The sequence below is a fragment of the Pseudomonas sp. 2FE genome, assembly GCF_005503735.1.
In the GTDB taxonomy this organism is placed as follows: Bacteria; Pseudomonadota; Gammaproteobacteria; order Pseudomonadales; family Pseudomonadaceae; genus Aquipseudomonas.
In genome coordinates, this window is record NZ_SCMO01000005.1 from 159,724 (window position 1) to 182,977 (window position 23,254).

A 23,254-nucleotide genomic window follows, 5' to 3' on the forward strand; every position below is an offset into this window, starting at 1 on the left:
AGGCAGTAGATATAATGCGCCCGCACTGCTCAAGGAACGAGCCTAGTCCGCCACTATAAAACATCGAAAGAGCCTGAGTAGGAGATAGCCTGTGGAACGCGAATTTATGGAGTTCGACGTCGTCATCGTCGGCGCCGGCCCAGCTGGCCTGTCCGCCGCCTGCCGACTGAAGCAGAAGGCCGCAGACGCTGGTAAAGAAATCAGCGTCTGCGTGGTCGAAAAAGGCTCCGAAGTCGGCGCCCACATCCTCTCCGGCGCAGTGTTCGAACCGCGCGCGCTGAATGAATTGTTCCCTGACTGGAAAGAACTCGGCGCTCCGCTGAACACGCCCGTCAAGCGCGATGACATCTACATGTTCAAAAGCGCCGAAGGCGCGATCAAGGTTCCCCATCTCTTTGTGCCGAAAACCATGCACAACGAGGGGAACTACATTATTTCCCTGGGCAACCTCTGCCGCTGGCTGGCCCAGCAGGCTGAAAACCTTGGCGTAGAAATCTACCCAGGCTTTGCGGCTCAGGAAGCGCTGATCGATGAAAACGGCGTAGTCCGTGGCATCGTCACCGGCGACCTCGGCGTCGACCGTGAAGGCCATCCAAAAGAGGGTTACTACACCCCTGGCATGGAGCTGCGCGGCAAATACACCCTGTTCGCCGAAGGCTGCCGTGGCCATATCGGCAAACAGCTGATCAAGAAGTACAACCTCGACTCCGAAGCCGACGCCCAGCACTACGGCATCGGCATCAAGGAAATCTGGGACGTGGATCCGGCCAAACACGAGCAAGGTCTGGTGCTGCACACCGCCGGCTGGCCGCTGGATGTAGTCGGTAACCAGAACACCGGCGGCTCGTTCCTCTATCACCTGGAGAACAACCAGGTGGTGGTCGGCTTGATCGTCGACCTGTCCTACAGCAACCCGCACCTCTCGCCGTTCGATGAGTTCCAGCGCTACAAGCAGCACCCGGTGATCAAGCAGTACCTGGAAGGCGGCAAACGCGTAGCCTACGGCGCTCGCGCCATCAGCAAGGGCGGCCTGAACTCGCTGCCGAAGATGGTATTCAACGGCGGCGCGCTGATCGGCTGCGACCTGGGCACCCTGAACTTCGCAAAGATCAAGGGCAGCCACACCGCCATGAAGTCCGGCATGCTGGCCGCCGAAGCGGTCGCCGATGCGCTGTTCGCCGGCCGTGAAGGCGGCGACGAGCTGACCAGTTACGTCGATGGTTTCAAGGCCAGTTGGTTGTATGACGAGCTGTTCCGCAGCCGCAACTTCGGCGCTGCTCTGCACAAGTTCGGCGTACTGGCGGGTGCTGCGTTCAACTACATCGACCAGAACATCTTCGGCGGCAAAATCCCGGTTACCCTGCATGACACCACACCGGATTACGCCACCCTGAAGCCGGCCGCAGAGTCGAAAAAGATCGACTACCCGAAACCCGACGGCAAGATCAGCTTCGACAAACTGAGTTCGGTATTCCTCTCCAACACCAACCATGAAGAGGAACAACCCTGCCACCTGAAGCTGACCGACCCGAGCATTCCGCTGCTAAAAAACCTGCCGCTGTATGACGAGCCGGCACAACGCTACTGCCCGGCCGGCGTGTATGAGGTAGTAACGCAGGAAAACGGCGAGAAGAAGTTCCAGATCAACGCGCAGAACTGCGTGCACTGCAAGACCTGCGATATCAAGGACCCGGCCCAGAACATCACCTGGGTCACACCGGAAGGCGCCGGTGGTCCGAACTACCCGAATATGTAATTCGCTCGGGTATGAAAAAGGGCTCCTTCGGGAGCCCTTTTTTGTGCCGGCCATTTATTCCGGTTGCGGACCTATGGGAAAGAACTGCCCGCCGCTCCACACCCCCAACCAGCACCGACCATCGATCTCACGCGGCACGGCCAGCTCGACCAACTGATAGAACACGTTGCGGTGAATCAGTGCTTCAAGGTTGGCCCGCACTTGCACATAGGGCGCCGGCTCCTGGGTCAGCGGATTGTGCTCTACGCGCAGCGGGTGCTCGGCTCCGACAACAGTTTCATCATCCACATTGGTGGCGAAGCGCAGCACCTGCCCTTCACCCTCGCCTTCCACCTGCACACTGATGGCGACAAACGGCGCATCATCGACCTTGATCCCGACCTTCTCCACCGGCGTGATCAAGAAGTACGCCTCGCCGTCACGGCGAATGATGGTGGAAAACAGCCGCACCATCGGCTTACGCCCGATGGGCGTACCCAGGTAAAACCAGGTGCCATCGCGGGCAATCCGCATGTCGATATCACCGCAGAATGGCGGGTTCCACAGATGCACCGGCGGCAGCCCCTGTTTCTCGCTCTTGGGGATCTGCGCCAACAGATCACCGGCCTTGCCTGGGTCACTCATGCCCTCTTCCTCTTATTAATCACTCAGTCCCAGCAAACGGCGCGCGTAATCCTGCAGGGGCGGGCCAAGCAGAGCATCCGGCTCGGCCTCATAGAACGTCAGAAAACCGCCTCGACTGCGAATGCGCGCGGTGTCCACCAAGTAGCGGGTATTGGTTTCGATCAACATCAGCCGGCTCGGGGCCGTATGACCACTCCCTCAGCGATCTACTGTCAGGTGAATGCCCATCACCACACAGCCAACGAAATAGTATTCATGAAAAGGGGGAACTAATCGCAAAAACTGCACTGATTCCAGGAGCAACTATTAGTCACCGGCAAAATCAGCGAGTGCGCCTCACTCGGCGGGCGAAACACCGGCTCGATATAGCTGACGGGAAAATGGTTCGGCGCTCATGGCAGCACGCAGCTCCTTAGATACTAGAAATAATCGGGTTTCTGCCAAGGCGGAACGATGCTGCCGGGCGTTTAGCGGATTAGATCCGGGCTGCACAAATCGCGGCATAGCCCGGACTTCAATCCAGGGCCTGGGTTTGTCCGAAGACTGAAACCAGCCGACGAATCAGCCGCCAATAATCTTCATGACCGTCACGCCGCCAGAGAACGCCATCTCCTGCTTGTCGCCCAGCGCCTGGACCAACAACCGCTGTAAGGCCGGCAGGGCCTGATGGCGTGGTTTGTCGAGCAAGTCCCCGACATAGTGGCGATTACTCGATGACAGGCAGCCATGCAGCCAGCCCGTAGAGGACAAACGCAGCCGCGAGCAGGTGCGGCAGAACGGCACACTTTCGTTGGCGATCACGCCGAAAAACCCCTGCCCGGGGATCTGGTAACGCAATGCCGTGGCATCCAACGGCGCATCGGCCTGCTGGTATTCATAACGCTCGGCGATCAGCGCCAACAGTTCGGGCATACCGATGAACTGCTGCAAAAAGCTATTCGGATCGCGTGCTAGGTGGCCCATGCGCATCAGCTCGATAAAGCGTAGTTCGAAGCCGCGCTCCAGACAGTAATCCAGCAACGGCAAGACCTGATCGAAGTTCTGCCCGCGTAGCGGCACCATGTTCAGCTTGATCTTCAACCCAGCCGCCCGTGCCTGCTCCAGACCATTCAGCACGGTGGCCAGGTCGCCACCACGGGCAATCCGCCGGAAGGCTTCCGGGTCGAGGGTATCGAGGGAAATGTTTAAACGGCGGATGCCCGTTTCGAGTAGCAGCGGCAGTTTGCGCGCCAGCAGCTGGCCATTGCTGGTCAAGCTGATGTCGTGCAAACCCAGTTGACTGACCCCGCGCAACAGCACCTCCAGCTTCGGGCTGACCAGTGGCTCGCCACCGGTGATGCGCAGCTTCTCGATCCCAGCCGCCTCAATCAGGTAAGCCACCCCACGGACCATGGCCTCGGCCGATAACTCATCCTGCGCCGCGACCAGACGTTTGCCGTCGGGCACGCAATAAGTGCAGGCGTAATTGCAGGCGGCGGTCAGGCTGATCCGCAAATTGCGAAAACGCCTGCCCTGGCGGTCGACGATCATGGGCAACTCCGACGGGTGATACGCCGCAGTATATCCCCGCAGCCAGTCCACCCACATGCCTGGCATGCCGATATAGACCGGCTGAATGGCATCAAACCGGAGGCGTCTCGCCGTCACGCTTGCGCTTGTTGCCCATGCGCACACCGATATCCATGAGGAACTGGAAGAAACCTTCCTGGTCTTCCAGCACGTTGCTCCAGAACGGCGAGTGGTACAGCGCCACGGCGCCATGCACCAACGCCCAGGCAGCGCAGTAGTGGAAGTAGGGCGGCACGTCTTCCAGCTTGCCTTCGGCGATCCGGCCCTTGATCAGCAGCGTCAGGCGTTCGAAATTGGAGGCTCGGATCTTGTGCAACTGCTCGACCATCTCCGGCACTTGGTTGCCTTTGACGACTTTCTCTTCCAAGCGGTCGAACAACCGGTAGCGCTGCGGATCACGCATGCGGAACTCGAAATAAGCGCGCGACAAGGCTTCCTTGTCACGATCCACGTCGGCCGAGTGCAGCAACTCGTTCAAATCACGCTCGTAGTCGAGCATCAGGCGCAGGTAGATCTCCGCCTTGGACTTGAAATGCTTGTAGATGGTGCCTTTGCCAATCCCTACGGCGTCAGCGATCATCTCGACGGTAACGCTATCCTCCCCCTGATCGAGGAAGAGTTTGAGCGCGACATCGAGAATTTCCTGCTCGCGGCGGCGAAATTCACGGATCTTACGGGGTTCTTTCTGCATAAAGAGACTGCGGGGTCAAAAATCGAAGGCGCGTATTATGCCTATTTAGGGCCAAATTGCACGGATCATCAGACCATGTACGCCTTTCATGACGAGTTTACCCAAGACCCAGGGCTGCGCTATCTGAACCACGCGGCCGTAGCGCCCTGGCCACGCCGGGCGGCGTTAGCGGTCAGCCGTTTCGCCGAACAGAATGTGCTGCTCGGCGCCCGCGACTACCCGGATTGGCTAATAGTAGAGCAGCGCTTACGCGAGCGCCTGATGCGGCTGCTCAATGCGCCCTCCACGGCCGACATTGCCTTGGTGAAGAACACCTCGGAAGCCTTGTCCTTCGTCGCGTTCGGCCTCGACTGGCAAGCGGGCGAGCAAATCGTGATCAGCGATGAGGAGTTTCCCTCCAATCGCATCGTCTGGGAGGCGCTGAAACCGCTGGGCGTCGAGGTGATTCAAGTCAACCTGACTGACAGCGACCCCGAGCAAGCGCTACTTGCCGCCTGCGGGCCGCGTACGCGGTTGATGTCGATCAGTGCCGTGCAATACGCCAGTGGCCTGCGCCTCGATCTTGAGCGCCTCGGTCATGGCTGCCGCCAGCGTGGCGTGTTGTTCTGCGTGGATGCCATCCAGCAGCTCGGCGCCCTGCCCTTCGACGCCCAGGCCTGCGACTGCGCCTTCGCCATGGCCGACGGGCACAAATGGCTGCTCGGCCCAGAGGGGCTGGGTGTGTTCTATTGCCGCAGCGATCTGCGCGAGCAGCTCAAACTGCACGAGTACGGCTGGCATATGCTCGAACACGCCGGCGATTACAACCGTACGGACTGGCAGCCCGCGCGCACCGCCCGGCGTTTCGAGTGTGGCAGCCCGAATATGCTGGGGACCATGGCCCTGGAAGCCAGCCTGTCGCTGTTGGAGGAGGTCGGTATGACCGAGGTCGGCAAGGCCCTGGAAGAGCGCATGCAGTGGCTGCAGGACGGCCTCTCCAGCATACCTGGCATCAACCTGTACAGCCCGAGCGATCCGGCGCGACGTGCAGGGATTCTGACGTTCAGCCTGACTGACTGGGAGAAACCAGCGCTATTTGAGCAGCTTAAACGCGAGCAGGTAATTTGTGCGCAGCGTGGCGCGGGCATCCGCCTGTCACCCCATTTCTATACCGAACCGAGGGTGATCGACGAGACTTTGGCACTGCTACGCCAGTTGGCTGCTAGGTGAGGACTCAGCAGCGGCGCCAGTATTCCAAATCTGTTTAAAAAATGAACGGAATCGGCCTGGACGATCGCCAGTCTTCACCAATACTCAAAGATACTGGTGTGCGGCATCTCCCCCAAGTGCCCTGCCAGGCAAGGTACCGTGGATTGTGTACCTTGATTTACTCCTAATGGTCTTAACCCGGATTCATCCCCCAGAGTCCGGGTTTTTTTTATCCGCGATTTAAGTGCGCAAGGGGGAACAGGCGCTGAAAGCTCGTCGTAGTCTGCTCGGCAAACATCTCGAAACTCACCCCACGCAACTCCGCCAGAAACTCCGCCACCTCACGCACGTACTGCGGCAGATTGGGCCTACCCCGATAAGGGATCGGCGCCAGGTAAGGCGAGTCGGTTTCCACCAGCAGGCGATCCACTGGAACTTGCCGGGCCACCTCACGCAAAGCCTCAGCATTGCGAAAGGTGACGATGCCGGACAACGAGATGTAAAAACCGATATCCAGCGCGGCCTTGGCCATCTCCCAGTCTTCGGTAAAGCAGTGCAACACCCCACCCTGCGGTAAGGCTGCATCGCGCAGCAACGCCAAGGTGTCGGCACGCGCTTCGCGGGTATGCACGATAACCGGCTTACCGGTGAGCCTTGCCGCCTCAAGGTGCAGACGGAACGCCGCCCGCTGCAGCTCGGCGGCTTCCGGCTCGTAGTGGTAGTCCAGGCCGGTTTCACCGATCGCCACGACCCGCGGGTGATTCAACTCGGCCAGCAGCCAATCCAGCGCAGGGGCGACACCCGGCTGCAGATCGAGCGGATGCACGCCCACCGAGCAATCGACATCGGCGTATTGCTCGGCCAGCCCTTTGACCGCGGCCGCGTTATCCGCGCTAACGCCGATACAGAGGAAATGCCCAACGCCACGCGCACGCGCGGCATCCAGCGCGGCATCCAGAGAGCCGCCATGGGCAGCCAGGTCGAGACGATCAAGATGACAGTGGGAGTCGACAAGCATGGGGAAATAACGCTTACATCGTGTGAGTTGGGCGGTCGGACGTCAGCGCCCCGGCCAGGTAGGTTTCGATCTTGTTGCGGGCCGTGTTGTCGCCATCATTGAACTGCACGCCGACACCGGCGGCACGGTTGCCCTGGGCACCTTTCGGGGTTATCCAGACCACCTTCCCAGCGACCGGAATCTTCTCCGGCTCGTCCATCAAGTTGAGCAACATAAAGACTTCGTCGCCCAACTTGTAGCTTTTGTTGGTCGGAATGAACAAACCGCCGTTTCTGATGAAGGGCATGTACGCGCCATAGAGCACGGATTTGTCCTTGATCGTCAGGGACAAGATTCCGTTACGCGGGCCAAAATTCGGTGGCAGGCTCATGCGGCATTCCTAGCTTACTGATCAAAGGGCCGATTCTAGCCCTGTCCGGGCAGGCTTGCCCACTGCACGAGCAGGGCTTCGAGAAGCAAGACACGGTTCAGGTTAGCCTTGCCGAGCACTTTCTGCCGCTGCGCGAGCAACCAATCCTGCACAGCCAGGACCTTGGCTTGCGCCGACTTGTCGGCAAGGTATTGCACGACCTTACGCATATCGCCGAGGCCCAGCCCTTCTTCATCCTTGGTCAACTGATAGCGCAAAATCAGCTGCGACCAGTCGCAAAACCAATCGAACAGCAGCAGCAGCGGTACGCTATTCCAGCCCTCAGCCAGTTGGCTCGGCGCTTGTTGCTGCTTGAGGAGTTTCTTCACCCCCTCCACCACCTGCGCCCGCTGTTCACGCACCCCCTGCCCCTGCAAGCTAACGGCGGCGAGGGGCGAACCCGCAGCCAAGCTCAGCAGCTCGCGCCGCTCCTCTGTGCTGCTCTCGGGTAGCGCCTGCGCCAACCAGGCCAAGCTATCCGCCTCGCTGGGCAACGGACAGGCCTGTTGCACGCAGCGGCTTTTCACTGTGGGTAACAGTCGACTGGGCTGGTGACTGACCAACAACAAGACCGTATCGCCAGACGGCTCTTCCAGGCTTTTCAGCAGGGCGTTGGCGGCATTCAGGTTCATCGCCTCAGCCGGCTCGACCAGCACCACCTTGCGCCCGCCGAGCTGCGCAGTCTGCACGACGAAGCTCACCAGCTCACGCACCTGGTCAACCTTGATCGCCTTGTCAGCCTCTTCCGGCTCCAAGATGAAGTTATCCGGGTGAGTGCCGGCCGCCAGCAGCAGGCAGGCCTTGCACTGGCCACAGGCATCCAGGCCGACCGGGCTACGGCAAAGCAGCCGCGCCATCAGCCGCTCAGCCAGGGCACGCTTACCAATACCAATCGGACCATGCAGCAGATAGGCATGCGCATGCTGCGTGCGCCCCGCCAAGGTCTGCCAGAGCGCCGCCTGCCAGGGATACACAGGGCGTGTCATCAATTATTTCCCGCTCCGCGTTGTCGCCTGAAGGGCCAGGCCTGCTGTTGCGCAGGGCGGTGTTACTCGTCGTTGATTTGGAACGACCAAACCACACTCCTCGCGCCTTGCCCTACGCAACAGCAGGCTCCGGCGCGGCGTGGGAAATAACTGATGACACGCCCTAACCACGGGCCAACTCCAGCAACTCTGGCAACAAGGCATCCAGCGACTGCTGCACCTCGACCAGCGACTGCGCGGCATCCACTACACGATAACGTGCGGGTTCGGCCGTGGCGCGACGCAGATAGGCCTGGCGGACAGACTCAAAGAAGTCACGACCTTCCTGCTCGAAACGATCCAGCCGCCCACGGGCCGCGGCACGGGCCAAACCCACCTCGACTGGCAGATCGAAAATCAGCGTCAAATCGGGGCGCAGCTCGCCCTGTACGAAACTTTCCAGAACTGCGATGCGCGCCTCCGACAAGCCCCGGCCACCACCCTGATAGGCATAGGTCGCATCGGTAAACCGATCACACAACACCACCGCCCCACGCGCCAGCGCCGGGCGGATCACCTCGGCCAGATGCTGAGCGCGAGCGGCGAACACCAAGAGCAGCTCAGTATCCGCAGCCATCGGCTCAGCGCTGGACGCCAGCAAGAGTTCGCGAATCCGCTCGGCAAGCGGCGTGCCACCGGGCTCACGGCTCAGCAACACATCAATACCCTGCGCCCGCAGACGCTCGGCCAGGTACTCGCGGTTAGTGCTTTTACCGGCGCCTTCCGGGCCTTCCAGGGTAATAAACAGGCCGGTCACAGGCTGTCCTTATTCATGATTCATGGCGTGCCCGCGTCCGGGCTCGGACTGGAACGGTAATCGGCACGGCGCTTGAGTTGATACTCATGCACCGCACGATTGTGCGCATCGAGGTCATCGGAGAATACATGGCTGCCATCGCCACGGGCGACAAAATACAGACTCTTACCGTCCGCCGGATGGAGTGCCGCTTGGATCGCTTCACGCCCGACCAAGGCGATCGGCGTCGGCGGCATACCAGTAATCATGTAGGTGTTATAGGGCGTCGGCTCGCGCAGATGGGCACGTGTCAGCTTGCCGGTATAGCGCTCACCCAGGCCGTAGATCACCGTTGGGTCAGTCTGCAGCAACATGCCGACCTGCAGACGACGGACGAATACCCCGGCAATCTGCCCACGCTCCTGCGGCACACCGGTTTCCTTCTCGATCATCGAGGCCATGATCAAAGCTTGATAGGGCTCGCGGTACGGCAGATTTCCCGCACGCGTTTGCCACTCCTCGGCCAGCACCTCATCCAGACGAGCGTAGGCCTGCTTGAGCAACTCCAGATCGCTCATACCACGGACAAAACGGTAAGTATCCGGAAAAAAGCGCCCTTCGGGATAAACACCGGGCTCGCCGAGACGGGCCATCAACTCCGCATCGCTGAGCCCCGCCAGGAGCTGTTCGAGCTTGGGCTGACGCGCCAGAGCCGCACGGACTTGGCGGAAGTTCCAACCCTCGACCAAGGTCAGGCTGTACTGCAGCACCTCACCACGCTGCCACAGGCCGAGCAGATCGCGCGCACGCAATCCCGGCGTCAGTTGATACTCGCCACTGTGCAGCGACTGCCCAGCCAAGTTGAAACGCCAGTACAGACGCAACCAGAAGGCATCGCGCAGCACCCCCTCGCCTTCCAGGCGATTGAGCACGCCGCCTGGGGTGGCGCCAGCAGAGACATCCAGCACGTACTCTTCAGGCAGGTTCAGTGGCTGCTCAAGTGCATCGTGCTGCTGCCAGGCGGCGAACGCCAGCAGCAGACCGGCCAGCAGCAGTCCGCCTTCCAATAGCAGCAATAATTTGCGTATCACGAATCAGCAGTCCAGTAGATCGCGGGCGATGCTCTGCAGTTTACGGGTGAGCGGGCCGACCGGCCAGTCGTGCCCTTGCAGCGCACGCACCGGCCAAACCCCATAAAGGCTGTTGCACAGGAAGACTTCGTCAGCCTCGAGCAACTCGACGGAACTGATATCGCGTACCGCCACTGGAAGCGCCAGGCGCTCGGCTTGGGACAACAACTCAGCCCGCATCACCCCAGCGACACCCGAACGGGACAGGTCAGGCGTAAGCAATACGCCATCCCTCACCAGAAACAGATTGCTGTATACGCCTTCAATCACGCGCCCAGAGACATCCAACATCAAGCCTTCAGCATGCTCGAGATCCTGCCACTCAGCCCGAGCCAACACCTGCTCCAAGCGATTGAGATGCTTGAGTCCGGCGAGCAGCGGCTGCTCGGCTAAACGCGTCGCACAGGGGAACAGGTGCACGCCCTGCTCGGCATTGGCCGCCGGATAAGCCGGAGCAGAACCGCCTTGCAGAATGCGGCGAGAGTGAGCCGCTTGCGGCGGCGCGTAGCCACGTACGCCATTGCCACGGGTGAGGATCAACTTGGCTACACCCTCACCCAGCGCAGCAGAAAAAGCCAAAAGCTCCGTGCGGATCAGCCCCTCATCACACGGCATGGCCAGACGCGCACAGCCTTCAGCCAAGCGCGCCAAATGCCGCTCAAGCAACTGTGGCCGCCCGTGCTTGACGCCAATGGTTTCGAACAACCCATCGCCGTAGGCCAGGCCTCGGTCCTTGACGGACAAGGCCTCGGCCGGCTGACCATCAATCCAGCTCGACATCAGTCGACGAACCGGCGGAACACCAATGAGCCGTTGGTACCGCCAAACCCAAAGGAATTGGACAACACCACATCGATGGGCATGCTCCTGGCCTGGTGTGGTACGAAATCGAGATCACACCCCTCGTCCGGCTCGTCCAGGTTGATGGTTGGCGGCGCAACTTGGTCGCGAATCGCCAACACACTGAAGATCGCCTCTACCGCGCCGGCAGCACCCAGCAAATGGCCGGTCATCGACTTGGTCGAACTGACAGCCAGGTTATAAGCATGCTCGGCAAATACCGACTTGATCGCCGCCACCTCAGCCTTGTCGCCAGCCGGCGTCGAAGTGCCGTGGGCATTGATGTACTGCACCTGCTCAGGATCCAGGCTGGCATCGCGCAGAGCATTGCGAATGCAGCGCGCAGCACCGGCACCATCTTCCGGCGGCGAAGTCATGTGGTAAGCATCGCCGCTCATGCCGAAACCGATCAGCTCGGCATAGATAGTCGCGCCACGCGCCTTGGCATGCTCCAACTCTTCCAGCACCAAGGCACCCGCGCCATCGGACAGTACGAAACCATCCCGGCCCTTGTCCCACGGACGACTGGCACGGGCCGGATCGTCATTGCGGGTCGAGAGCGCACGGGCCGCCGCGAAACCGCCGATACCCAGGCCGCAGGCGGCCATCTCGGCACCACCGGCAACCATCACATCCGCTTCGCCATAGGCGATATTGCGCGCCGCCATGCCAATGCAATGCGTACCCGTGGTACAGGCGGTGGCAATCGCATAGTTCGGCCCCTGTAGCCCCAGATGGATCGACAGGAAACCGGAAATCATATTGATGATCGAGCCGGGGACAAAGAACGGCGAAATTCGCCGCGGCCCTTGCTCATGCAAAGACTTGCAGTTGTTCTCGATATTGGTCAGACCGCCGATACCCGAACCCATGGCCACGCCAATGCGTTCACGGTTGGCGTCAGTGACCTCCAAGCCCGAATCACGCACAGCCTGGAAGCAGGCAGCCAAGCCATATTGAATAAACAGGTCGATCTTGCGTGCCTCTTTGGCCGACAAGTATTCCTCGACATTGAAGTTCTTTACCGAGCCACCAAAGCGAGTGGTGTAGGCGGAAAGATCCATATGCTCGATCAGGCCGATACCACTACGACCGGCCAGAATACCCTGCCAGCTGCTCGGAACATCGGTACCCAGGGGCGACAACATGCCCATACCGGTGACCACGACGCGTCTACGCGACACAGCAATCTCCTCTTATTCGGTTTCGCAGCGCGTTGCATGCGCTTAAAGAAAAACCGCACGCCTTTTGGGCAGTGCGGCTTTTCCAAGTCGGGAATCGACGATTACAGGTTATTACGCGTGCGCAGTAACGTAATCGATAGCTTCCTGAACTGTGGTGATTTTTTCGGCTTGCTCGTCCGGGATTTCGGTCTCGAATTCCTCTTCCAGAGCCATCACCAGCTCAACGGTGTCAAGAGAGTCGGCACCCAGGTCTTCGACGAAGGAAGCGCTGTTGGTTACTTCCTCTTCTTTGACGCCAAGTTGCTCAGCAACGATTTTCTTGACGCGTTCTTCGATGGTGCTCATACCTTGTTTTCACTCCTAATGAACAAATCCAGGCAGCTGGTCTGTGGGTAAGTGTATAGAAAGGGTTTTCCGCATTTCAAGCTGAATACCGAGGACCTTCTCGATCACCCAACGATCTGTCTATAAACCAGTTGCAGCTTTATAACGGATTTTAGACAGCACGTATGACAGTTTTCTGAAGGCTCCCGTCACATTCAGCTCATATACATTCCGCCATTCACCGGAATAGTAGCCCCGGTGACATAGGCTGCGCCATCGGAAGCCAGGAAAGAAACCACTTTAGCAATCTCTTCTGCCTGCCCCAAACGACCCAGCGGAATCTGCGCCTGCAGCGCTTCGCGCTGTGCTTCCGGCAGTTCGCGAGTCATATCCGTATCGATAAAGCCCGGCGCTACCGCGTTCACGGTAATAGCTCGCGAGCCGACTTCACGAGCCAGAGCACGACTAAAGCCCTCAAGACCGGCTTTAGCCGCCGCGTAGTTTACCTGCCCAGCATTGCCCATGGCGCCAACTACTGAACCGATATTGATAATCCGCCCCCAGCGCGCCTTGGTCATGCCACGCAGCACCCCTTTGGACACGCGGTACAGACTGTTGAGGTTGGTGTTGATCACGTCATGCCATTCGTCGTCTTTCATCCGCAACATCAGATTGTCACGGGTGATGCCCGCATTGTTAACCAGGATCAAGGGCTGACCAAGATGCTGCTGGATATGCTCGAGAGTACTGGCTACCGACTCATCATTGCTGACGTCGAGCACCAAACCGGCACCTTCGATGCCATGTTCTTTCAGGGTTTCCGCGATACGCTCAGCACCGGCGGCCGAGGTAGCAGTGCCGATCACTACGGCGCCTTGGCGCCCCAGTTCCAGAGCGATAGCCTGGCCAATACCGCGGCTAGCGCCGGTGACCAATGCAACCTTACCTTGCAGGCTCATGAAAGTTTCTCCTAATTCAGGCCAGCGCCGCGCGCGTGGCGGCGAAGGCATCCGGGGTATCGAGGTTGTAGGTATTGACGCCTTTAACGCAACGCTTGTTCAAGCCCGAGAGCACTTTACCGGGGCCACACTCGACCAGGCCGGTCACGCCAAGCGCAGAAAGACGAACCATCGACTCAACCCAACGCACCGGGTTATAGAGCTGCGCCAGCAGATCACGCTTGAGGGCATCGAGATCAGCCACGACGGCCGCACTGACGTTCTGCACCAGCGGAATCTGCGGGGCTTGCCAGGCGATCGCTGAGACCGCCTCAGCAAACCGCTCAGCCGCCGGGCGCATCAAATCGCAATGCGACGGCACGCTGACCGGCAGCGCCATGGCACGCTTGGCGCCACGCACCTTACACGCCTCGATAGCGCGCTCGACTGCCGCCGCTGCGCCGGCAATCACTACCTGGCCGGGGGCATTGAAATTCACCGCACTGACCACCTCACCCTGTGCGGCTTCAGCACAGGCGGCCAGTACATCAGTGTCTTCCAAACCGAGAATCGCGGCCATACCACCCTGCCCGGCCGGCACAGCTTGCTGCATCAACTGACCACGACGCTCCACCAGCTTCACCGCATCAGCGAAGCCCAGGCTGCCCGCAGCCACCAGCGCCGAATATTCGCCGAGGCTATGACCGGCAACGAATGCCGGGCGCGCACCAGCCTCAGCCAACCACAGACGCCACAACGCGATGGACGCGGTCAGAATAGCCGGCTGGGTTTTGTCGGTCTGATTGAGATGTTCTTCCGGGCCTTGCTGAGTCAAGGCCCAAAGATCGTAACCGAGAGCTTCGGAAGCTTCGGTAAAGGTATCCAGAACCAGCTTCTGCTGTGCGCCATGCTCAGCGAGCATGCCCAAGGATTGCGAACCTTGGCCTGGAAAGACGAATGCGAGGGATGCAGACATTTAAACGGTCCCTAATGGTCTTAGCGTCGGGAGGATTACGCTCAACCTAGCCAAGCGCAACAAACTGACAGTTGGATGACAGGCTGGCAAGTGCGGTCACATCCTACAACAACAGATGCTCGAGACGGCCATGCAGACGCTGCGGCAGATCTTCGTGAATTTCAACCAAGGCGCGGCGAATGGCGCTCTGAAACCCCTCAGAGCCGGCAGCGCCATGGCTCTTCACCACGATACCCTGCAAACCGAGAAAGCTCGCACCGTTATGCCGCGCCGGCGCCAGATCAGCCTGCAAACGACGTAATAGCGGCAAAGCAAGTGAGCCCACCAGTCGCGAACCCAAGCCTTGCTTGAACAAGGCCTCCATCCGCGCAGAGATCATGGCCGCCAGGCCTTCGCTGGACTTCAACAGAATGTTACCGACAAACCCGTCGCACACCACCACATCAGCTTCACCGCGATAGAGGCCGTCGCCCTCGATGTAACCGATGTAATTCAGCTCTTCGACCCGTTGCAGCAAACTGGCCGCCAGCTTGACCTGCTGATTGCCCTTGATGTCTTCGGTGCCAACATTCAACAGCGCAATGCGCGGACGAACGACACCAAGCGCCTCGGCCGCTACCGCCCCCATCACCGCGAACTGATAGAGATGCTCAGCACTGCAATCGACATTGGCGCCCAGATCAAGCAGATGACAATGCCCGCGCTCAGTCGGAATGGCCGTGACCATCGCCGGCCGGTCAATGCCGGGCAGGGTTTTCAGCACATAGCGCGAAAGCGCCATCAGCGCACCGGTATTACCGGCACTGACACAGGCTTGGGCACGCCCATCACGCAGCAGCTCCAGGGCCACACGCATGGAAGAGTCAGGCTTGCCACGCAAGGCCTGGGCAGGACGATCGTCCATACCGATCACCTCGCTGGCATGTTCAACATGCAGGCGAGCGCGATCGACACCCGGGTGGCGTGCAATCAATTCGTTCAGTAAGGAGGTTTGGCCAACGAGGACCAGATGCAGCGAGGGGAACTCGGCCAAACAGGCAATGCAGGCCAGAACAATGCTGTGGGGACCGAAGTCCCCACCCATTGCATCAATCGCGATGATCGGAGCGGACAAGGATTACTCGTCAGCGCCCTTGTCGATCACTTTGCGACCACGATAGAAACCGTCCGGAGACACGTGGTGACGCAGGTGAACTTCACCAGTGCTCTTCTCAACGGACAGAGTGCTAGCCTCGAGAGCGTCGTGCGAACGGCGCATATCGCGAGCGGAGCGGGATTTTTTATTCTGCTGAACAGCCATAATTAATAACTCCTAAACGTTTGGGTCACGCTTTAACTGTGCCAATACACTGAACGGGTTGGACCGCGATACCTCGTCCTCGCTCGGCTCTGGCTCTTCAAGGCCCGCCGGCTGCTGGCAATCTTCAGGATCATGAGCCGGAACAATGGGCAAGGCGAGCAACAGCTCCTCCTCAACCAACGCCAGCAGATCCAATGGATCCTCACCCAATTCCAGCACGTCATAGCCTTGCGGCACAGACTGGGTATTCGCACCTTCTTTCACCACGGCGTAACTGCATTCGCTGTGGATCGGCAGAGCGACCAGTTCCAGACAACGCTGGCAAACCATCTTGACCTCAACGTCGATCGAACTGTGGATTACCACAGCCTTGCGCTCGTCGCGCTCGAAAAAAAACTTCGCACGGACAACACCGACATTATCGGCAAGCGGATCGCAGAGTCGCTGCAATTCAGCCAGCGGCAGCTCACCTTCAAGGGTGGCGCCACGATCAGCTAGCTTGCGCGGATCAACGTGAGGAGGAATCGGGCCATTCAACATAGGCGCAGCATTTTAGGGATGCACCCTGCAGCTGTCAAAGGAAATTCGGCCTGTCCGTCAACTGGCACGCTCGCTAGAATCGCACCTCACACTCAAGGAAAACGCCATGCTGCCTCTGGTGCTCGCCTCCAGCTCCCCTTATCGCCGCGAACTCCTCGCCCGCCTACGACTACCCTTTACCTGGAGCGCGCCCGCCATAGACGAAAGCCGCCATCCACACGAGGATGCACCAAGCTTGGTGCGCCGTCTGGCCGAAGAGAAAGCCCGCGCCCTCGCCGAGAGCCACCGACAGCATCTAATCATCGGCTCCGACCAGGTCGCCGTACTCAACGGGCAGATTCTCGGCAAACCGCACGACCTTGCCCGCGCCCAAGCTCAACTCCAGACCGCCAGCGGCAGCAGCGTAACCTTCCTGACCGGACTGGCCCTACTAAACACCGCCACCGGCACCTGCCAGGTCGACTGCATACCTTTCACCGTTCATTTCCGCAACCTGGATGAAGCGCGCATCAAACGCTACCTGGAGACCGAGCAGCCCTTCGACTGTGCCGGCAGCTTCAAGGCTGAAGGCCTAGGCGTCAGCTTGTTCCGCGCCACCGAAGGCACTGACGCCACCAGCCTGGTCGGCCTACCCCTGATCCGCCTGGTAGACATGCTGCTGCTCGAGGGCGTCGATCTCCCCTGACACCTATATAAATGAAAGAAACCCGATAAATAGAAGCCCGGCAAATGCCGGGCTTCTATTTGAGCCAAATCGGACCTAGCGCAAAGCCGGCCCCTGAAACCCCGTCCAGATTGCCAATTGCTCGGCAACACTAGCGCCAAGCTTCTTCGCAAAGCGATCGAACGGCGTTTCTTGCACGGTGTAATCGACCAACTCTTTCTCGCCAATCACATCCCGCGCCACCGAACTGGTATTGCCCAACGCATCGATCAGGCCCAGCGTCAGCGCCTGCTCACCCGACCAAATCAAGCCCGAGAACAGCTCCGGATGCTCTGCATCCTTCAAGCGCTCACCGCGCCCCTGCTTAACGCTGGCAATAAACTGACGATGGGTGGTATCCAGAACGCCCTGCCAGAAACGCGTTTCCTCATCCTTTTGCGGCTGGAACGGATCCAGGAAAGCCTTGTGCTCGCCCGAGGTGTAGACCCGGCGATCCACCCCCAGCTTCTCCATCACACCAACAAAACCGAAGCTGGCCGCCGTCACACCGATAGAGCCAACCAAACTGGCCTTATCCGCATAGATCGCATCTGCCGCACTGGCAATGTAGTAAGCACCAGACGCACCAAGATCGGTGATCACCGCATACAGCTTGATATTCGGATGTTCTGCACGCAGCCGACGAATTTCATTGTAGATATAACCCGACTGGACAGGACTGCCGCCTGGGCTGTTGATTCGCAGAATCACACCCTTGGTCTTCGAATCCTCGAAGGCCGCACGCAGGCTACCGACGACATTGTCAGCACTGGCAGACTCCTGATCCGCAATCATCCCACGCACTTCGATCAGCGCCGTATGATTAGCGCTACGCGCAGCACTTTTCTGCCAATTCAGCGCCGGAGAAAACAGCGCGAGCGCGCCAAACAGATAGATAAAGGTCAGCGCCTTGAAGAAAATCCCCCAGCGTCGCGCACGGCGCTGCTCTTGCACACCGGCAAGCAGGGTCTTCTCCAACAGCTTCCAGCTCTTATCGTCACCATTACTGGCGGTCGACGCATTCCATTCATCCGACATAATCACTCACCCCAAGTAATGGCTCACCTGCACGCAGCTCAAGCCAGGCGCGCAATTCAGTAAAATGCTCAATTGCCAACCGCGGCCCGTACGTTCGCAGAGTGTCCAGCGGCTGCGCACCATAGCCGACCGCAACCGAATCCACGCCCGCCCGCCGCGCCATCTCCAGATCGAATGACGAATCACCGATCATCAGCGCCCGCTCAGGCGCGACCTGACAATCCGCAAGAATTTCCTGCAGCATCAGCGGATCAGGCTTGCTGGCCGTTTCGTCGGCACAGCGGGTGACATCGAAATAATCCAGCCAACCCTGCCCCGCCAGCACCCGCTCCAACCCATGCCGCCCCTTGCCAGTCGCCACCGCCAGGCGATAGCCCGCAGCACGAAACCCTTCCAGCGACTCAGCCACCCCGGCAAACAACGCTGACGGCTCAGCCTCCAGCGCTAGGTAATGCTCACTGTAAAGCCGACAGAAACGCTCGACACGCACCGACTCAACGAGCTCCGGATAGAGAGCACGAATAGCCTCGGGCAGGCCAAGGCCGATAATGCCCTTAATTGCAGCATCACCCAGCGGCGGCAGCTCAGATTCAACAGCCGCCAAGCGCATGGCATCGACAATGCGCCCAATCGAATCGACCAGCGTGCCATCCCAATCAAAGATCAGTAGCTGATAATCAGGCACTCAACCGCTCCAGAGTCTTGAGCCACATATCATCCACCGGAGCCTCCAGCTTCAACTCGCCGCCCTCAGGCAAGGGCACGGTCAAAGCATAGGCATGCAGAAACAGGCGCTTACCGCCCAGTTCGCGAATCTCGCGAGAGAAGTCATCATCGCCATACTTGGAGTCACCCGCGATGCAGTGGCCGGCATGCTTGGCATGCACACGGATCTGATGGGTGCGCCCGGTAACCGGCTTGGCCTCGATCAGCGTGGCAAAATCGCCAAAGCGACGCAGCACGCGAAACAGCGTCATGGCCTCCTTGCCATCTTCACTCACCTCAACCATGCGCTCGCCGGAGCGCAGATTGCTCTTCTGCAACGGCGCCCGCACCTGCTTCTTGGCCGTCGCCCAATGGCCACGCACCAAAGCCATGTACCGCTTGTCCACTCCATCCTTGCGCAAGGCCTCATGGAGATGGCGCAGCATGCTGCGCTTCTTGGCGATCATCAAAAGACCCGAGGTATCGCGATCCAGGCGATGCACCAACTCCAGATCCTTGGCATCCGGACGCAACTGGCGAAAGGCCTCAATCACCCCGTAATTCAGGCCACTACCACCATGCACGGCAATCCCGGCCGGCTTATTAAGGACGATCAGCGCCTTATCTTCATAGACAATCGCCGCCTCAAGACGCGCAAGCAACCCTTGCGCCAAAGGCACAGGCTCATCGCGCTCAGCAAGGCGCAAAGGTGGAACACGCACAATATCCCCCGCCTGTAGTTTGTACTCAGGCTTGATCCGTCCTTTATTCACACGGACTTCGCCTTTACGCAAAATCCGGTAAATCAAAGTCTTGGGCACACCTTTGAGACGAGTGCGGAGGAAGTTATCGATTCGTTGGCCGGCAAGTTCCGGTTCAACCTCGAGCAGCTGGACGCCGGAGGTCGGAGAGGCAGATTCTGTCATCTATCAATCATAACAATTTTTTATTGAATTGAAGCACTTAATCATTGCTGCTATAGTCCCGAGCGCCGCCAAAAGCGGCCCGGTTTGCGGATGATCGCTAAAACTGCCATCCCCAACCGATTGCAACTACATTCAGGACGTAAGGCCGTCCGACGGGACTTTCGCCGCAAAAGGCCGCGAATAACTCGGAAATAAAGCCTTGAGCCATGACGCGTTATCTACCCTTGAGGGAGATAGCGGTAAATGCCAACCCGCTGCAGATTCTGCGAGCGGCACCCGATTTTCAGCGATACGTGTAGGGTGGAGATGCACAACCGTCGGACTGCGTAGCTTTATTGAAGACGCTTTATCTCGTCCGCTACCGATGGTTGATTCCTCCTCCTGACTGAGTGCTTCTGTCACCACAGCAAGCAGGAGACGTCCGTCGCGACCCCGGCCCTATTGGCCGACGTCGCTAGACATGGGAACGACTTACAACCGTTTCTGACGCGCACCTGACACCGACCCTGAGAGTCGTGTGTGCCGAACGCCGTTTCCGGCAGCCCGGAAACCGACGGTACTACATGAAAAGAATGCTGATTAACGCAACTCAACCCGAAGAGTTGCGTGTTGCCCTGGTAGACGGCCAACGCCTGTACGACCTGGACATTGAATCGGGTGCACGCGAGCAGAAAAAGGCCAACATCTATAAAGGCCGCATCACTCGTATCGAACCCAGCCTGGAAGCCGCCTTCGTTGATTTCGGCTCCGAGCGCCACGGCTTTTTGCCCCTCAAAGAAATCTCCCGCGAATATTTCAAGAAAGCGCCTGAAGGCCGCGTCAACATCAAAGATGTGTTGAGCGAAGGTCAGGAAGTTATCGTTCAGGTCGAAAAAGAAGAGCGTGGCAACAAGGGCGCAGCCCTGACCACCTTCATCAGCCTGGCCGGTCGCTATCTGGTGCTGATGCCGAACAACCCACGCGCCGGTGGCATCTCCCGCCGCATCGAAGGCGAAGAGCGCAATGAATTGCGCGAAGCCTTGAACGGCCTGGTCGCCCCCAGCGACATGGGCCTGATCGTGCGCACTGCCGGCCTTGGCCGTAGCAGCGAAGAAATGCAGTGGGACCTCGACTACCTGCTGCAACTGTGGACCGCCATCAAGGAAGCGTCCCTCGATCGCTCTGCTCCGTTCCTGATTTACCAGGAAAGCAATGTCATCATTCGCGCCATCCGCGACTACCTGCGCCAGGACATCGGTGAGGTCTTGGTCGACAGCGTCGAGGCCCAGGAAGAAGCGCTGAGCTTCATCCGTCAGGTGATGCCGCAGTACGCCAGCAAGATCAAGCTGTATGAAGACAGCGTGCCGCTGTTCAACCGCTTCCAGATCGAAAGCCAGATCGAAACCGCCTTCCAGCGCGAAGTGAAGCTGCCGTCCGGCGGCTCCATCGTGATCGACCCGACCGAGGCCCTGGTGTCCATCGACATCAACTCGGCGCGTGCGACCAAAGGCAGCGACATCGAAGAAACCGCACTGCAGACCAACCTGGAAGCGGCTGAAGAAATCGCCCGCCAGCTGCGTCTGCGCGATATCGGCGGCCTGATCGTGATCGACTTCATCGACATGACGCCGGCCAAGAACCAGCGCGCCGTGGAAGAGAAAGTCCGCGAAAGCCTGGAAGCCGACCGTGCCCGCGTCCAAGTCGGGCGCATCTCGCGCTTCGGCCTGCTGGAAATGTCCCGCCAACGCCTGCGCCCATCGCTGGCCGAAGGCAGCGGCATCGTCTGCCCGCGTTGCAACGGCCAGGGCATCATCCGCGACGTCGAATCGCTGTCGCTGGCGATCCTGCGCCTGATCGAAGAAGAAGCCCTGAAGGATCGCACTGCCGAAGTGCGCGCCCAGGTGCCGATCCCGGTCGCCGCTTTCCTGCTCAACGAGAAACGCAATTCGATCACCAAAATCGAGCTGCGTACTCGTGCCCGTATCGTCATCCTGCCGAACGATCACCTGGAAACGCCGCACTTCGAAGTGCAGCGCATCCGTGACGACAGCCCGGAAGCCCAGACCTCGCAGTCCAGCTACGAGATGGCGGCTGCCGAAGTCGAAGAAGTTCAGCCGGCCAGCGCCACCCGCACCCTGGTTCGCCAGGAAGCCGCGCTCAAGACTGCCCCGCAGCGCCCCGCTCCGACCCCGGCCGCCCCAGCAATCGAGCCGCAGCCAGTAGCCGAGCCGAGCCTGTTCAAGGGCCTGGTGAAGTCGCTGGTCAGCCTGTTCGCTGGCAAGGAAGAAGAAAAGCCGGTCGTTATCGAGAAGAAGCCCGCCGCCGAACGCCAGCCGCGTAGCGACGAGCGCCGTAGCGGTCGCCAACAGACCCGCAACCGTGGTGGTCGTCGCGACGAAGAGCGCAAACCGCGCGAAGAACGCGCGCCACGTGAAGAGCGTGCCACTCGCGAACCGCGTGAAGAACGTCAACCACGTGAACCTCGCGAAGTCCGCGAAGTTCGCGAGCCTCGTGAGCCACGCGAAGACAGCCAACAGCCACGTGAAGAGCGTCAGCCTCGCGCCCCCCGCGAAGAACGCAAACCCCGCGAGCCGCGTGAAGAGCGCAAACCCCGTGAAGAGCGCCAACCGCGCGAACTGCGTGAGCCGCTAGACGCGCAAGGCCAGGAAAGCCCAAGCGAGGAGCGCGCCGAGCGTAAGCCGCGTGAAGAGCGTCAGCCCCGTGCACCGCGTGAAGAACGCCAACCACGCGTAACTGCTGAGCAAGCCGTGAGCGAAGAAGAACTGCTGCCGAACGAAGAGCAACTGCAGGACGAAGATCAAGACGGCGCCGAAGGCGATCGTCCACGTCGCCGTTCGCGTGGCCAGCGTCGTCGCAGCAACCGTCGTGAGCGTCAACGCGATGCCAACGGCAACCTCATCGAAGGTGGCGAAGAGAGCACCGAAGAAGGCAACGCTGCCGTAGCGGCCGCCACTGCGGTCGCCAGCAGTCTGGTAAGCGAGGCGGTTGAAGCCAGTGAAGCCGTTAGCGAACCCGTTGTTGCCACGGCTGAACCTACTGTAGAAGTCGAAGCCGCCGTACCTGCTGAAACCTTCGAGGCAGCGGTCGCCGAAGCCAAGCCCGTAGAAGCTGCCGCTGTCGCGGATAGCCCTGCCGAGCCGGCTGTTGAGGTTGCCGCACCGACCGCAGTCGAAGCCGCACCCGCTGTAGCCGAAGAAGCTGCGCCTGAGCCGACCGTGGCTCCAGTGGCTGAAGTAACGGAAGTAGCGGAAGTCGTTGAAGTGACTGTTGAGGCTCCAGCCGCACCAGTCAGCACCAGCGGCCGCGCACCGAACGACCCGCGCGAAGTGCGTCGTCGCCAGCGCGAAGCTGAACGCCTGGCCAAGGAAGCTGAAGCCGAGCAAGCAGCTGCAGCGCAAGCAGTGGTTGCTGCCGAACCCGCCGCGGATGTCGCCCAAGCAGCTGCTGAGGTCGAGCCTCAAGCCGAATCTGCTCAGCCTGCCGAAGAAGTAGCCGAAAGCGCCCCTCAGCAGCCAGCTGAAGTCGCTGCCGAGCAGGACGTCGAAGCGAGCAGCGAAACAGAGCCACACGTAGAAGCGCCGAAAGCAACAGAAGACGAGTCCAAACCGCTCGTGTAACGTTTCGATCAGCACTA

23 protein-coding genes and 2 pseudogenes are annotated in these 23,254 nt (G+C 59.8%); 4 read left to right on the forward strand and 21 right to left on the reverse strand.

Annotation, left to right across the window (positions count from 1 at the left end; translation table 11 throughout):
- The first annotated feature begins 91 nt into the window (after nt 1-91).
- Complete coding sequence (locus FFS12_RS11300) at nt 92-1,756, forward strand: electron transfer flavoprotein-ubiquinone oxidoreductase (RefSeq protein WP_137886914.1); 1,665 nt, start codon at nt 92-94, stop codon at nt 1,754-1,756.
- A gap of 54 nt (nt 1,757-1,810) precedes the next feature.
- Here FFS12_RS11300 and FFS12_RS11305 read toward each other — a convergent pair whose 3' ends face one another.
- The 5 genes and pseudogenes from FFS12_RS11305 to FFS12_RS11325 all read right to left on the reverse strand — a co-directional run bounded on the left by FFS12_RS11305 (nt 1,811) and on the right by FFS12_RS11325 (nt 4,640).
- Nucleotides 1,811-2,380: a DUF1285 domain-containing protein gene (locus tag FFS12_RS11305; RefSeq protein ID WP_137886915.1), complete on the reverse strand. Its 570-nt coding sequence runs from the start codon at nt 2,378-2,380 to the stop codon at nt 1,811-1,813.
- A gap of 15 nt (nt 2,381-2,395) precedes the next feature.
- Nucleotides 2,396-2,554 (reverse strand): annotated as a pseudogene (locus tag FFS12_RS11310) (DUF4823 domain-containing protein); the annotation flags it as partial.
- A 98-nt stretch (nt 2,555-2,652) separates the two neighbouring features.
- A pseudogene (locus tag FFS12_RS11315) lies at nt 2,653-2,745 on the reverse strand (radical SAM protein); the annotation flags it as partial.
- A gap of 196 nt (nt 2,746-2,941) precedes the next feature.
- Nucleotides 2,942-3,910, reverse strand: coding sequence for a GTP 3',8-cyclase MoaA (locus FFS12_RS11320; RefSeq protein ID WP_137886916.1), 969 nt, complete (start codon nt 3,908-3,910; stop codon nt 2,942-2,944).
- 91 nt (nt 3,911-4,001) lie between these two features.
- The gene (locus tag FFS12_RS11325) at nt 4,002-4,640 is read right to left on the reverse strand and encodes a TetR/AcrR family transcriptional regulator (RefSeq protein ID WP_137817837.1); all 639 of its coding nucleotides are present in this window, start codon (nt 4,638-4,640) and stop codon (nt 4,002-4,004) included.
- A gap of 75 nt (nt 4,641-4,715) precedes the next feature.
- Between FFS12_RS11325 and FFS12_RS11330 the strand changes: the two genes are divergently transcribed.
- On the forward strand, nt 4,716-5,849 hold the full coding sequence (locus tag FFS12_RS11330; protein WP_137886917.1) for an aminotransferase class V-fold PLP-dependent enzyme: 1,134 nt from the start codon (nt 4,716-4,718) through the stop codon (nt 5,847-5,849).
- A gap of 208 nt (nt 5,850-6,057) precedes the next feature.
- On the opposite strand, the gene FFS12_RS11335 is transcribed toward FFS12_RS11330, so the two are convergent.
- The 13 genes from FFS12_RS11335 to FFS12_RS11395 all read right to left on the reverse strand — a co-directional run bounded on the left by FFS12_RS11335 (nt 6,058) and on the right by FFS12_RS11395 (nt 16,248).
- Nucleotides 6,058-6,846, reverse strand: coding sequence for a TatD family hydrolase (locus FFS12_RS11335; RefSeq protein WP_137886918.1), 789 nt, complete (start codon nt 6,844-6,846; stop codon nt 6,058-6,060).
- Between the two features lie 13 nt (nt 6,847-6,859).
- Nucleotides 6,860-7,216, reverse strand: a complete 357-nt coding sequence (locus FFS12_RS11340) for a PilZ domain-containing protein (RefSeq protein WP_137817840.1) — start codon at nt 7,214-7,216, stop codon at nt 6,860-6,862.
- 35 nt (nt 7,217-7,251) lie between these two features.
- Nucleotides 7,252-8,241 (reverse strand): DNA polymerase III subunit delta', encoded by a 990-nt coding sequence (locus FFS12_RS11345; protein ID WP_137886919.1) that lies wholly within the window; start codon nt 8,239-8,241, stop codon nt 7,252-7,254.
- Nucleotides 8,242-8,404: 163 nt separating this feature from the next.
- Nucleotides 8,405-9,037: a dTMP kinase gene (gene tmk / locus FFS12_RS11350; RefSeq protein WP_137886920.1), complete on the reverse strand. Its 633-nt coding sequence runs from the start codon at nt 9,035-9,037 to the stop codon at nt 8,405-8,407.
- 20 nt (nt 9,038-9,057) lie between these two features.
- Nucleotides 9,058-10,107: an endolytic transglycosylase MltG gene (mltG, locus tag FFS12_RS11355; protein WP_137886921.1), complete on the reverse strand. Its 1,050-nt coding sequence runs from the start codon at nt 10,105-10,107 to the stop codon at nt 9,058-9,060.
- A 3-nt stretch (nt 10,108-10,110) separates the two neighbouring features.
- Nucleotides 10,111-10,926 (reverse strand): aminodeoxychorismate lyase, encoded by an 816-nt coding sequence (pabC, locus tag FFS12_RS11360; protein WP_137886922.1) that lies wholly within the window; start codon nt 10,924-10,926, stop codon nt 10,111-10,113.
- Entirely contained in the window at nt 10,926-12,170 is a 1,245-nt protein-coding gene (fabF, locus tag FFS12_RS11365) for a beta-ketoacyl-ACP synthase II (protein ID WP_137886923.1), read from the reverse strand. The genes pabC and fabF overlap by 1 nt, the downstream gene beginning before the upstream one ends.
- 111 nt (nt 12,171-12,281) lie before the next feature.
- The gene (gene acpP, locus FFS12_RS11370) at nt 12,282-12,515 is read right to left on the reverse strand and encodes an acyl carrier protein (protein WP_058066290.1); all 234 of its coding nucleotides are present in this window, start codon (nt 12,513-12,515) and stop codon (nt 12,282-12,284) included.
- A 194-nt stretch (nt 12,516-12,709) separates the two neighbouring features.
- Nucleotides 12,710-13,453 (reverse strand): 3-oxoacyl-ACP reductase FabG, encoded by a 744-nt coding sequence (fabG, locus tag FFS12_RS11375; protein WP_137886924.1) that lies wholly within the window; start codon nt 13,451-13,453, stop codon nt 12,710-12,712.
- 16 nt (nt 13,454-13,469) lie between these two features.
- Nucleotides 13,470-14,408, reverse strand: a complete 939-nt coding sequence (fabD, locus tag FFS12_RS11380; RefSeq protein WP_137886925.1) for an ACP S-malonyltransferase — start codon at nt 14,406-14,408, stop codon at nt 13,470-13,472.
- A 103-nt stretch (nt 14,409-14,511) separates the two neighbouring features.
- Nucleotides 14,512-15,522, reverse strand: coding sequence for a phosphate acyltransferase PlsX (gene plsX, locus FFS12_RS11385; RefSeq protein WP_137886926.1), 1,011 nt, complete (start codon nt 15,520-15,522; stop codon nt 14,512-14,514).
- Nucleotides 15,523-15,525: 3 nt separating this feature from the next.
- Nucleotides 15,526-15,708: a 50S ribosomal protein L32 gene (rpmF, locus tag FFS12_RS11390; protein WP_119954222.1), complete on the reverse strand. Its 183-nt coding sequence runs from the start codon at nt 15,706-15,708 to the stop codon at nt 15,526-15,528.
- A gap of 12 nt (nt 15,709-15,720) precedes the next feature.
- Nucleotides 15,721-16,248, reverse strand: a complete 528-nt coding sequence (locus tag FFS12_RS11395; protein WP_137817848.1) for a YceD family protein — start codon at nt 16,246-16,248, stop codon at nt 15,721-15,723.
- Between the two features lie 106 nt (nt 16,249-16,354).
- Between FFS12_RS11395 and FFS12_RS11400 the strand changes: the two genes are divergently transcribed.
- The gene (locus tag FFS12_RS11400; RefSeq protein ID WP_137886927.1) at nt 16,355-16,933 is read left to right on the forward strand and encodes a nucleoside triphosphate pyrophosphatase; all 579 of its coding nucleotides are present in this window, start codon (nt 16,355-16,357) and stop codon (nt 16,931-16,933) included.
- Between the two features lie 75 nt (nt 16,934-17,008).
- On the opposite strand, the gene FFS12_RS11405 is transcribed toward FFS12_RS11400, so the two are convergent.
- From FFS12_RS11405 to rluC, 3 genes are read right to left on the reverse strand one after another with little or no spacing between them, the layout of a single operon-like run.
- The gene (locus tag FFS12_RS11405; protein ID WP_137886928.1) at nt 17,009-17,989 is read right to left on the reverse strand and encodes a S49 family peptidase; all 981 of its coding nucleotides are present in this window, start codon (nt 17,987-17,989) and stop codon (nt 17,009-17,011) included.
- Nucleotides 17,979-18,674 (reverse strand): HAD-IA family hydrolase, encoded by a 696-nt coding sequence (locus FFS12_RS11410; RefSeq protein ID WP_137886929.1) that lies wholly within the window; start codon nt 18,672-18,674, stop codon nt 17,979-17,981. Before FFS12_RS11410 ends, FFS12_RS11405 begins: the two co-directional genes overlap by 11 nt.
- Nucleotides 18,667-19,620: a 23S rRNA pseudouridine(955/2504/2580) synthase RluC gene (rluC, locus tag FFS12_RS11415; RefSeq protein ID WP_137886930.1), complete on the reverse strand. Its 954-nt coding sequence runs from the start codon at nt 19,618-19,620 to the stop codon at nt 18,667-18,669. The genes FFS12_RS11410 and rluC overlap by 8 nt, the downstream gene beginning before the upstream one ends.
- A gap of 563 nt (nt 19,621-20,183) precedes the next feature.
- Between rluC and rne the strand changes: the two genes are divergently transcribed.
- Nucleotides 20,184-23,237 (forward strand): ribonuclease E, encoded by a 3,054-nt coding sequence (gene rne / locus FFS12_RS11425; RefSeq protein ID WP_137886931.1) that lies wholly within the window; start codon nt 20,184-20,186, stop codon nt 23,235-23,237.
- Nucleotides 23,238-23,254: the final 17 nt, after the last annotated feature.